This is a genomic window from Epilithonimonas arachidiradicis, assembly GCF_003610695.1.
Lineage (GTDB): Bacteria > Bacteroidota > Bacteroidia > Flavobacteriales > Weeksellaceae > Epilithonimonas > Epilithonimonas arachidiradicis.
In genome coordinates this window covers 16,164-28,561 of the sequence record NZ_RAQH01000007.1, presented here as the reverse complement: position 1 = coordinate 28,561, position 12,398 = coordinate 16,164, and the positions used below count along the sequence as shown (strand labels likewise).

The 12,398-nt window shown below is 36.6% G+C and carries 9 protein-coding genes and 1 pseudogene; 6 read left to right on the top strand and 4 right to left on the bottom strand.

Translation table 11 applies throughout. The features are described from left to right. Position 1: 1 nt before the first annotated feature. The 4 genes and pseudogenes from BXY58_RS11615 to BXY58_RS11605 all read left to right on the top strand — a co-directional run bounded on the left by BXY58_RS11615 (position 2) and on the right by BXY58_RS11605 (position 4,364). Positions 2-949, top strand: a complete 948-nt coding sequence (locus BXY58_RS11615) for a beta-1,6-N-acetylglucosaminyltransferase (protein WP_120214185.1) — start codon at positions 2-4, stop codon at positions 947-949. A gap of 229 nt (positions 950-1,178) precedes the next feature. Further along, positions 1,179-1,382, top strand: coding sequence for a hypothetical protein (locus BXY58_RS17045; RefSeq protein ID WP_221408295.1), 204 nt, complete (start codon positions 1,179-1,181; stop codon positions 1,380-1,382). Continuing rightward, a pseudogene (locus BXY58_RS16935) lies at positions 1,379-1,808 on the top strand (PDDEXK nuclease domain-containing protein). The gene BXY58_RS17045 and the pseudogene BXY58_RS16935 overlap by 4 nt, the downstream one beginning before the upstream one ends. A gap of 1,005 nt (positions 1,809-2,813) precedes the next feature. Beyond that, positions 2,814-4,364, top strand: a complete 1,551-nt coding sequence (locus BXY58_RS11605; protein WP_120214034.1) for a T9SS-dependent choice-of-anchor J family protein — start codon at positions 2,814-2,816, stop codon at positions 4,362-4,364. 297 nt (positions 4,365-4,661) lie between these two features. Here the strand turns inward: BXY58_RS11605 and BXY58_RS11600 are convergent, their stop codons facing one another. Beyond that, positions 4,662-7,403: a fibronectin type III domain-containing protein gene (locus BXY58_RS11600; RefSeq protein ID WP_120214033.1), complete on the bottom strand. Its 2,742-nt coding sequence runs from the start codon at positions 7,401-7,403 to the stop codon at positions 4,662-4,664. A gap of 464 nt (positions 7,404-7,867) precedes the next feature. Between BXY58_RS11600 and BXY58_RS11590 the strand changes: the two genes are divergently transcribed. Beyond that, positions 7,868-9,337, top strand: coding sequence for a hypothetical protein (locus BXY58_RS11590; protein WP_147366843.1), 1,470 nt, complete (start codon positions 7,868-7,870; stop codon positions 9,335-9,337). A gap of 189 nt (positions 9,338-9,526) precedes the next feature. On the opposite strand, the gene BXY58_RS11585 is transcribed toward BXY58_RS11590, so the two are convergent. Next, entirely contained in the window at positions 9,527-10,045 is a 519-nt protein-coding gene (locus BXY58_RS11585; RefSeq protein ID WP_262891356.1) for a thiamine pyrophosphate-dependent enzyme, read from the bottom strand. A 105-nt stretch (positions 10,046-10,150) separates the two neighbouring features. On the opposite strand from BXY58_RS11585, the gene BXY58_RS11580 reads away from it, so the two are divergent. Next, positions 10,151-10,855, top strand: coding sequence for a LytR/AlgR family response regulator transcription factor (locus BXY58_RS11580; protein ID WP_120214030.1), 705 nt, complete (start codon positions 10,151-10,153; stop codon positions 10,853-10,855). Positions 10,856-10,942: 87 nt separating this feature from the next. Here the strand turns inward: BXY58_RS11580 and gcvT are convergent, their stop codons facing one another. Then, positions 10,943-12,022 (bottom strand): glycine cleavage system aminomethyltransferase GcvT, encoded by a 1,080-nt coding sequence (gcvT, locus tag BXY58_RS11575; protein WP_120214029.1) that lies wholly within the window; start codon positions 12,020-12,022, stop codon positions 10,943-10,945. A gap of 53 nt (positions 12,023-12,075) precedes the next feature. Continuing rightward, positions 12,076-12,393 (bottom strand): hypothetical protein, encoded by a 318-nt coding sequence (locus BXY58_RS11570; RefSeq protein WP_120214028.1) that lies wholly within the window; start codon positions 12,391-12,393, stop codon positions 12,076-12,078. Positions 12,394-12,398 lie beyond the last annotated feature (5 nt).

Genomic DNA, 12,398 nt, shown 5'->3' with positions numbered 1-12,398 from the left:
CATGCAGATTCCATCAACAATACCACAGACCTTGCCTCAAACTTCTGAAGAGCATTCTTCAACACAGGTTCGTATCGCTTATTTCATCATGGTACACCAACGACCTGAGGCTTTTAAAACCTTGATTGAAAAAATATATACCCGCGATCAGTTCTACCTGATCCATATTGACCGTAAGGCGAGCTCCGAAATAACAGAAGCCATCCAGAATTATGTCGTCCAATATCCGAATGTCTACATTCTGGAAAGCACAAATATCGTGTCAGGTGGCTTCAGCATGATCCAGGCGGAGCTTAACGCCATGGAATTTTTACTTAATGCCAGTAAGGATTGGGATTACCTGATCAACCTCAGCGGAGAGGACCTTCCCTTACGATCCCAAGACATTATCAGGCAGTTCCTGACGGCCAATGTAGGGAGAAACTATATTTTCTACTATGACCAGAAGTTTTACAGACCTGACACATTGCAAAGGATCCAGAATCATTTTACGGAACTCAGTCACAAGATATCCTCACTGATATACAAGAGAGACTTTATGAGGAATGTTATTCCTTATATAGGCGGCAAATGGTTTATCTTTAGCCGTGATACCTGTTCCTTCCTGATCAACAATGAGAAGGTGATGGACTTTGAAGACTATTATCTCCACACCCTGCTTCCAGCGGAATCGTTCTTCCAGACCGTTTTAATGAATACCGATTTCCATGATATTATTGTGAACGATGACAAAAGAGCGACTTTTAATCCACCGCTGATAGGCAAAGACAATTATTATAACCAGTTTCTGAAATTCCTGACGGAAAGTAATAGTCTCTTCGTTAACAAAGTAAATGATATCAATGATGAGCGGATAATGCAATCAATGAATAACAGTTATAACTTGCCACTGCCGGAAGTCAACGAAATCGAAAGAGAATTGAAAAGAAATGGACCCGGCAGCAATTAGTAGGTACTTACAAGCAACTATCTAGTATTCCATCATATTTCAGAAAATTTTATTTAACATTTCAAGACAGAATTCCCAATCGATGACTGGGAATTTAGAAAAGAGGCCGTCTCACTTTTGGGACAGCCTCTTTCAGCAGAAAATTTAAATGATGAAACGCCGTCTCGTAATTTACCATTTACATTATCGTGGACTCATTATGTACAATTACTTAAAATTGAAAATGAAGATGAGAAACTTTTATGAAATAGAAGCTTCTCAAAACAATTGGAGCGTAAGAGAACTGGCCAGACAATATAATTCTGCAATTTATGAAAGATTAGCTCTTAGCATGGATAAAGAAGGTGTGAAACAATTAGCTCAAAAAGGGCAAATTATAGAAAAGCCAACTGACGTTCTAAAAAGTCATTATGTTTTGGAATTCTGGATTTGAAAGAAGATAGTCGCTATTCCGAAAGTGATTTGGAAACAGAAATCATCAATAAGCTGGAGCATTTTATATTAGAATTAGGTAAAGGTTTCCTTTTTGAAGGCAGGCAACGGCGATTTGCTTTTGACGGTGACAGCTTTTTTGTGGATGGTTTTCTATAATCGGTTGATCAAATGTTTTGTTCTATTAGATTTAAAAATTGGAAGACTAACCCACCAAGATATTGGACAGATGCAGATGTATGTAAATTATTATGATAGAAAGATAAAGACGAAGGATGGAAATCCTACAATAGGAATCATTCTCTGTAAAGAGGAGAACAAAACAGTTATAGAATTTACACTTCTGGAAAATAATAAGACCATTTTTGCGAAAGAATACAAAGCTATACTTCCAAGTAAAGAAGAATTTAAAAAACAAATTAGATAAACATCAATAAAAACCAAACCCGTGTCACAAAAAATATTAACTCCTCATAAATCTCTGAATAAATCCTTTCTGAAACTTAAACCAAACAGAAAGGATATTGAAAACTACAAATTAAAATAAAAAAATAGAAGCCAAAGATAATTCGCTTCCCAGTCCAACTGCTAAATTCTGTCAAGGTCAAGTCCTCCGGATTTTCAGAAAAAGTTTTTACGTATAAAATCTACGCAAAACTTTTTCTGAAAAATCTTGACAGAATGCCACGCTCATTTTCAAAAGGCTTTCTTTGTTTCTTTTTTAAAATTTTTTTTCTTCGTTTTCTTTTAGAAATATTTCAGTTGAGAAATTTCAGGCGAAAGAGAAGGATTAAATTTTTGATTTGAACTTTAAAAAACTTGTTCAAATTTTGGTCTTTTTACTTGCAGATTTGAGCAGAAATTTTTAGTTTTACTACGTAAAATTTAAATTAGGATTTTACCATTTTTTTGCAAATGTCCTATTTAAGGCCATCCACAGAGATGCTACAGCGAAAATCTTATCAATAAAGCGATGAGGAATGGGCACAAAATCCCTCACTCTCCGCCAGGTTAGAAACCAAAATAAGCTAAAACGCTGTAAACATCAATGTTTACAGCGTTTTTGTTTAACGTTAGTATCACAATAGATCACGAAAATTAGAAAGTTTTATTAGAACTTTTTAAAACTCTTTATAAACAAATAATTAATCTGGGCTTATATGTTCAGATTTTTTTATATGTCATCTTAACTTATTTAGTACCTTTTGTAAAAAGATAATCGCATACAATGTCAGAATAATATAATTCTATAACTGAATGCACAATTTTATCCGCACAGCTTGTTGTGAAAGCTATCATTAATCGAATTCATTAACAGAATAATAACATTAATAGATAAAAATACAAATAAATATCAATTATAATAATTTATTTTTGTTTAAATGATAGAATATTTGTATTTTAACCAAGAATTTAAAAAAAAATAAATATTATGGTAAAAAAATTACTGTTGGCGTTGCTTGCAATCCCTTCAATTGCAACTGCGCAATTTCTTCAAAATTTTGATGCTTCAGCGACACTTCCCGCCGGCTGGACGGCTCTAAATGGCGGCGATACAAATACTTGGGCTATTGTAAATTATACTGGCGGAAATATTTCAGCCTATAGTGGTACTAATACAGTCTCAATAGGTTACAGTTCTACCGCTCACAATGATTATTTAGTTACGCCGGCCATTACTGTGACTGCTGGAGTAAGCGACTTTCTTTCTTTTTATGCAAGAAGCAGAGATCCTTTATATCCTGAGACAATCAGTGTTAAAATTTCAACTACTACGCCTACAGCGGATGCCTTTACAAAAACTTTGGCAGCATCTGTTGCACCTGCAAGTGGAGCTACCTTTTATAAATATTCGTATAATCTGTCCGAATATGTGGGGCAAACCATTTATGTAGGCTTTTATTCTACGACTACAGATCAATTTTATTTTGATATAGATGACGTTTTTAACGGAGCAATACCTTCCTGTGATGTTCCGTCAACGATATCAGTGAGTGGTGTAACTTCAAATTCCGCCAACATAAGCTGGACTCCTTCAAGTACGGCAGGAGCAACGTATCAGATTGAGTACGGACCAGCAGGCTTTACTCAAGGTACTGGAACAGTTATTACATCAAACACTGCGTCTGCTACACTTTCACTTCCTACCCCTTCCACAGCCTATCAGTTTTATATTAGGTCAAATTGTGGTGAAACGGGCTTCAGTGCCTGGTCAGCAGTGCAATCTTTCACAACAACTTGTGAAGTAATTGCTACATTCCCATATGTACAAAACTTTGATGCTACAACCATTCCTTCTTGTTGGCTTAACGAAGCTGTTTCTGGCGGAGGTTCGTCTGTATGGACTTACGTAACTGCTAACGGTAACAGCAGTATTACTCCTAGATCTGCTCCGAGAATGGCAGAATTCAGAACGACAACCGCAGGAAACAAAGCTAAATTGGTAATGCCTCCTTTTAATATTTCTGCGTTGACAACACCGGAGCTAAAATTCAGTTTAGCGAATGTCAACTGGTTTGGTGATGTGGATGAACTAAGAGTCTATTATAAGGCTAATCCAGGTGATGCTTGGACTCAAATCGGAAGTTCTTACGTCACAGAAAATTCCACTTGGATTGATGTAAGTATCCCTCTTCCGAATAAATCTACAAATTACCTGATCGCTTTTGAAGGAACATCCAACTGGGCAAGAGGAATTGATATTGACAACGTTTCCGTCGTTGATACTTCAGCACTTGATGTGAATGATATAGCTAAACATAATACTGTCAAAATATATCCTAATCCTGCAAAAAATGTAGTGAATATTGGTACAGATCTAGCAGTTAAGAGTATAGAACTATTTTCGATGACAGGCCAGTTACTTAAAACGTTTAGTAAGGATTCCAAGCAAATTAATGTCGGTGATCTGAAGGCCGGGAATTACCTGTTAAGAGTTAAATCTGAAGGAAAAGATGAATCGTTTAAACTTATCAAAGAATAAAAATTAAATATCATAATTTCAAGCGTTTAACAGGTTTAGAAAACCTATATTAGTCGGAAGTACATCTTCCGACTTTTTTATTGTATTCAATCTGCTTCACAACATTTGCTTTATTAAAAAACTGCACTTTTTATCTTCTAACGTTATGATTGTTAACATTATCTGCAAATAGGAAATTGATGTAGACCTCTTAATAATGACATAAAGAGCCCATATAATGGGCTTTTACTTTATCAATAAAACAATATCCCAATGCAAGCACTGGGATATTTTAAAAATATGGAAGTTGGTGTTGATCTATTTAACAATCATTTTTACAGTGTAAAGCTTGTTTGAGAAGATTTTTAAAATATAAACCCCTTTTGGCAAACTCTGATTGATGATGGATGTTGAATTATTGTTGATATTTTTTGAAGTGTAGAATAAACTTCCTGTCATATCATATACATCAATCTTATCAATAGGATATTTAGCTTTGATGTAAGTTCTGTCACCGCTATTAACGGGGTTTGGATAAACCTGGATTCCGTTTTCTGAGGAATTGTCATTGATTCCTAGGGTTTCTCCTACGACTTCAAACTCTACCCTGTTCGAAACTTCATTATAAGAATCGTCTGTAAACATCACGATAAAATAGCTTCCTGGTTCCGTCGGCAGCTTGTCGTCAGGAATCTCCGTCGTACCATTTGCTGTACCATTAAAATAAGTATAGCTCACCAAGGGATCTACATTTGGATTATCATTTTTATGATAGATTCCCAACCAGTCTTTCACTATCCCCGGAGAGTCTGTCCATGTTGCAATGATATTTTCATTAAGGTTGTAAATGGTTTTATTGATCATCAGCTGAGTAATATCATCTCCTATCTGGAAGAAAATTTTATTACCTATCGCTGTATAGCCATCTTCAAGGAAATATTGCGCGTAATAGTAACCTTTTGGCAATCCGTTAAATGTGTATGTGCCATTCGCACCTGTTACATAAGCCCATTTAGGAGAAGTCACAGCGCTTGGTGTAGTTCCCACTTTATAAACTCCCACCCAATCCTTAGACAATGCTGGAGCATTGCTATAAGTAAGCTTTATGGTTCCTGCTACCGGATATGTATTCTGATCTGTAGATAAGCTTACTGATGGACCAACATAAAAAGGTTTTCTGTCTGCAATTTCCGTATAGCCATCATTAATCATTATTGCTGCATAATATTGTCCTTTATTGGGTAATCCGGAAGTAAAAGTCATGCTGCCGCTTACCTGACCATTGGTATATTTCCAGGTTTGCGATGGTGTCGCCGATCCCGGATTCTGTCCTTTTTTATAGAGACCGATCCAGTCTTTCGCACCACCGGGTGTATCTGTAAAACTGATCTTTATCGGTTTATTCTGCTCATATTCTATAGCATCCGGGACAATCTGGGTATTCAGTACTGTACTGTTAATGATCTTGAAAGATTTTATGTCACTCCAGTCCGACCACTGAAGATTCCTGTCCCTATAGCGGACTTTTACATAATACTTTCCGTTGGTCAATCCTCCTGAAGGAATTGTCGCCTTTGTAATATCAACGCCTGCATTCAAGTCTTTTGAGATATCCGTTCTGTTACCTACCGGCCCGTAGAGATTTTCGAAATCTCTGTAAATATCTTTTTCGATAATACTAAAATCCTGGGTTTTTGAAAAAAGAAATTCTGTGGAATTCAACAGCTCATCCGAAGTCGATTGGTAAGACGAACTTTCAACAGTGATGGGAAGTTCCATTTCCTGACCGGCATAGTTATTTAGTATCGAAGGTTTTTCAGGTGCAGGTTTATTTTTAACGTGATGGAAACTGTCCATCAACTCATTGTCTTTCCACTCGAATATACTGCCAATGGAATAGGCTTCGACTTCGAATGTTTTTTTAACCGTATCAATATCAACGATCTGGTAAATCCAGTTGGAGATAGTTTTCTGAACATCATCAAAATCCTGTTCGGATGCCATACCCCAGTATTGATCCCAAGCAACACCGCCTGAAATGATCTGGTAAGACGGGAAGTTTTTCAGCTGTCCTCTATGATATAAATGGTGATGGGCGCCTATATGAAGGATATGTTTTGAACTGGTATTAAGAATGGGCATCACTGTATTTCTGATCCAGGTAGAGATATCACCAACATATTGTTCTGCCTGGTAAGGTCTGTGTCCTAAAGAAATAATCCATTCAACAGTACTGTCCTGATTAGCTAAAGGCAGGATTTTGTCAAGCCAGGCGATTTGATCATTGGATGGATGCTCTGTATCAAATGCTAAAAATAAAGCATTACCAACCTGTCTTGCGTAATAGGCTTCTGATCCTGATGAAATCCCTTTATAACTAACATCGTCGAGAATGTAATGATCGTAATAAGCCTGCATTCCTAATGTACCATAAGTTTCGTGATTGCCGACCAGTGTCTGGATGGGTAAAAAACCTGACAGTTCCTTATTCTTGGAGAAATGGACATTCTCATAATGATCCAGGGTTCCAACATCCACTTGATCCCCAACCATAATCGTCATTGCTATATTGTCAGCAGGATCTTTGTCATAGCCCCATTTTCTGGCAATCTGCCTTTTAGCTGCAGATACCAATGAATCAAAACGCGGCACATTTTTCATCTGATTATCTCCAAGAACCAAAAACCTTATGTGTCCATCAGCTGTAGCAGCCTGCCCAGGCAAAGGAAGGGTTTTAAATGAATACACCTGGGAAACACTGTTTCCTGTCTTTATCCGATAATAGTATTTTGTATTGGCATCCAAACCGTCGATCTTTACAGAGTGGTAAAAATAATTGGCTGGATAGCCCGTATCTGACATAACTTTATTCGTTCCTGTTTTTGTCAATGACAACTGATTTGGAGAGGAACCATATTCAACGACAGATTCGGGGTTTGATGCGGTCTTCCAGTTAACATAAATAGATGAAGGCGAAGGTGCCTGCAGATAAGGAAATAATTCCTGCGCTGAAATTAAACCGTAAATCAGCATCATGCAAATAAGTAATAGTCTTTTCATTTCTTTTATAGATTTTGTGCTAAGCTATTACTGCTATATTACCTGACCTGTAATTCTATTTTAAATATCAATGAATTTATAACCGTTTTTCTTCATCCTATTTTAACAGTAACCTATTTTTGAATTGTAAACTTGAAATAATTAATTAATATTGATTGTCAAAACTGGTGAACGTCAGATACAAATCTTCATATTTTAATTTAAATCGATAAGTTCCCAGATGCAAACCTTTACTTTGGCTTCTACTTTCTTCGGATAACCTGATCTTTCTTCTATTAATTATTTGCCATAAAATTTTATTCCAGATTTCAGTAATGACGGCAAGGTGTATGATCCAGATCATAATTCTTTAATAATCATAGCTTTAGTTTTGTAAAAAATTAATACTATTCACTACACAGTATATCTGAAAATTGAAATTGAAACTTTTTAACGATACCATTATTTAATTTTTATCATTGATTATGCGATTATTTACTTTTTTCGTTCTATTACTATCGATGGCATCCGCCTACGCACAAATCGGCGTTAACACTGCTAATCCACATCCATCTGCAGCACTGGAAATCCAATCAGGTAACACACAAAGAGGTGTTCTTATACCACGGATGACTACCTTAGAACGTAATTCGATCAGCAATCCGGCAGAAAGTCTTTTGGTTTTTGACACCACAGAGAAGGCATTTTTTTATTACAATACAGCAAACAATTCCTGGCTAAAACTTGCCAACGACCTCAGCAGCAAAAGAGATAATTTTAAAATTGTCAAATCAGCAGCAGATTTAGCACCTGAACTGGCCGCTGGCGGTGGTAGCAGTTACCTTTTGGACAGCAATAAGTATTATGAGATTAACGGCACTATCGCTTTAGCTTTTCCGATTAATCTTAATGATGCCTACGTTTCGGGGCTTGATGCCAATGAGGATGTTCTGTCGTTTCCAGGAGGCACTGTATTCAGAGGTAATACCGGTGGTAGTATCAGAAATATCACTATAACCGGTGCAAGAGCTTTTGATATGACAGGCCCTGGCGCTTCTTCCAACACCTCGCTTTTAATTCAGAACACCATTGTACAGAATACCAGCATAAGTGTGGGAAACATCTCCGGCTATGGTCTTTATTTTGGTAATATTGTCAACTTTATTAATAATGCTAACGGTATTATCTATTCCAACATTGGGAATCTACTGCTTAATACACAGGCTTGGCCGGACAGCAATAACGGCACTTTTGAAACATTTACAGGAACTTTTGGTCACATTCAGAAAGCCAGTGGTTTCAGCAACGTTAACGGTAACGATATCGCTTTGGATGTCAGCAGTAACACATTAAGCGTGGGTACAGGCATTTTGCAGGGTACTGTATTTTCTGGTACTACTTCAGCAGCATCTGGTGTGATAAAAGGCTATACGACAGGTGCCTATCCCGGTTATTATTTCAGTAATGCCTGGACCGTAGATGCTCCGGGTACACCCCGTGAAAGTGATGATGCTGCTACTGGGGATATCAACTTATCGGCTGCGGTAGGAACCGGTTTTACGACCACATTTACAACGACAGGTACTGCCGGGCGTAGAAAAATTACAGGAACCACTACTTCTAACAATCTGTTCCGATTTACAAGAGATGGTGATAATATTATAACCTACAGAGGAAACAAGCCAAGGTATTTCCAGGTCGCAGGCTCTGTATCTTATCAAGGTAACAGTGATTTGACTATTATCCTTTATATTGCGAAGAATGGTGTTGTCATTACTGAAACCAAAGTCTACGGTAGAGGTACCACCGGTCTTTTTACGACGTCCGGGATATTGGCACTGCCTATTATCGGAACCGTTCAGCTGAAGAAAGATGATTATCTAGAAATCTGGGCTGAAAGATATGAAGGAAGCGGCAATATGCAGACTATTTCTCTTAATCTTACCGCAAGGTAGGAAGATTAAAACCATTTAAAGGATTATAAAGTCGTATGTTCTATGTGTGTGAAATTTTTCTATTTCTTTAAATATTAAATAATTATATCCAGCCTATTTTGACAAATTAATAGCAGTAAAGGATCAAAATAAAGAGCAATATCACATAGATATTGCTCTTTGTGTGACTTTCTGATCTGTACTGACTTTTTAAAGAATATCTTTAAGATGTTTATAATTACTTTTCACAGTGTCCATTGCTTCCTGAAGCTTTCCTCCTAGCATCAACTGTCCCATTGATTTAGTCATCCCTAATACTTGTTGGAGTTCAATCTTCGGAGGCAGCGCCAGGGCATTTGGGTTGGTAAAAATATTCAAAAGGTAAGGTCCGTCGTACGCCAGACATTCTTTGATAGCCTGCTCCACTTCTTCCGGATTGTGGACGTTTTTCCCCGGATATCCCATAGCGTGGGCCACCATAGCAAAATCAGGATTTATCATATCGGTTTCGTTATCAGGCATTCCGCCTACCTCCATTTCGAGTTTCACCATGCCAAGGCTTCTATTGTTAAAGACAATCAATTTGACCGGGAGTTTATATTGGAAAATAGTGGCCACTATAATAAAGATTGAGTTAAAAGATGAATGTTTTGTATTTTGTTGTAAAAAATTCTTATGATAGGAAATCAAATGAAAATACCGAAAAAACAATGTCGGAATCAAAAACACAAAGATGAAGCTAGACTTGCTTTACCCCGGAAGATATCATCTTGAGATCAACGATAATAACTCAGAATACGAAATCAAATTAAAACTCACATTAGACCAACACCAATGAATTGCATAATTGTAGATGATGAGGTACTGGCACATCACGTCATCGAAGAATATATCTCCCGAATCCCCTTCCTAAATCTTTCGGCCAATTGCTATGATATTCAGGAAGCTGTTCAGGCTTTGAAAAATAATACTGTAGACCTTATTTTTCTTGACATCAATCTTCCAAATATCTCCGGAATAGAATTTCTCAGAAGTTCCAAAAAGCTTCCTGATGTTGTTATAACAACAGCTTATGATGATTGTGCAGTTCAAGGCTTTGAGCTGGATGTCATAGACTATCTCCTTAAACCTTTTTCGTTCGAACGATTCTTGAAAGCTACTTATAAAAGCTTTGACATGTATAATAATACACAAATCTTACATGAAAAAGACAATGTAATGAAAAATGCGTTCATATTCGTTCGCTTCAATAATGAGAACATCAAAATCAATATGAGTGATATCGTCAGAATCAGTGCACTCAAAGATTATATTGTCATCTATACTACCGGAGGAAAGTTTATTGTCCATCAAACCATGAAGTCCATAGTTGATAAAATCAATTTCGAGAATTTTATCCGGGTTCACAACTCACATATTATCTCGCTTCAGTATCTTCAGAGTGTCGGAAAAAATAGTTTAATGATTGGTGATGAAAGAATCCCGGTCAGCGAAAAATATAAACCTTACCTGTCCGGAATTGTTGAGAAATACAAATAAAATACCTTCACTTTTACTATAATAAAATCTCAGAAATAAAAAAAGCGACCAAAAACAGCCGCTTTTTTTATTTTTAAATCCTAATCCTTAAACAAAAGGCAATTTTACCACCTTCGCAGGAATATCTTTATTCCTAATTCTGATGAAGATTTCTGAACCTAATTTGAAATTCGGTTTATCAACATAAGCCAAACCTAACCCGATTTTTTTCATTGGCGACATTGTTCCGGACGTCACTTTCCCGATGATATTTCCTTCCACGTCAATCACTTCATAGTCGTGTCTTGGAATGGCTTTTTCCTGCATTTCGAAACCAACTAATTTCCTGGAAACACCTTCAGCCTTTTGATTTTCCAGAAATGTTTTGTTCACAAAATCTTTATCGAATTTTGTAATCCAACCCAAACCAGCTTCAAGTGGAGACGTTGTATCATCAATATCATTTCCATAAAGGCAGAAGCCTTTCTCCAATCTCAAAGTATCTCTGGAAGCCAATCCGCAAGGAATCATCCCAAATTCTTTTCCGGCTTCTGTCAACGCATCCCAAAGTTGCTCAGCATTTTCATTTTTGAAATAGATTTCGAATCCGCCACTTCCTGTATAACCTGTGTTCGAAATAATCACATCCGAAAAACCAGCCACAGAACCTATTGTGAAATGATAATATGGAATTGACGACAAATCTGCCTCAGTCAATTTCTGAAGAATTTCGGTTGCTTTTGGGCCTTGAATGGCAATCAATGACATCTCATCAGAAGCATTGGTCATTTTTGCCCCGAATTTTTCATTGTATTTGGCGATATGGTTCCAGTCCTTGTCGATATTTGAAGCATTGACTACTACGAAATATTTTTCATCTTCAATTTTATAAACAATCAAATCATCTACAATCCCGCCGGTCTCATTCGGAAGGCAAGAATATTGCGCTTTTCCATTTTCCAGAGCATCCACATTATTGGAAGTCACAAACTGCAACAAGGCTTTTGCAGAAGGACCTTCGATGAAAAACTGTCCCATATGAGAGACATCAAAAATTCCCGCTTTTTCGCGGACAGCAAAATGTTCTTCTGTAACTCCTGAATACTGAACAGGCATTTCGAATCCTGCAAACGGAACGATTTTAGCGCCCAGAGAAACGTGTTTATCGTATAAAGCGGTTTTTTTCATTTTAAAAGGAAGATTTATTTTAGTTGCGCACAAATCTAAGAATTAGTTTTGAGTTATGAATTATGAGTTTTGCTTGGTTTTGGAGTGATATATAAAAATAATATCATTGTAATAACTGCAAACAATAAGTATAATTCTTTTGTAGACTTTTCGTGATTTGATTTATGAATTTTATGAATTACAAGTACTTTTGATTTTGCAATTTTTTTAAGTTCGAAGATAGAATTGGATTCCTCAATTTCCATTATTTGCTCTCTTTGATAAGCTTTATTTTTAACAGGAACAATATCAATCTCATAAAGATTAATTACAAATATCCAGCCCAGTAATACCATTAAACCAATAAAAATCAATCGTCTAATAATCTTCATAAAGT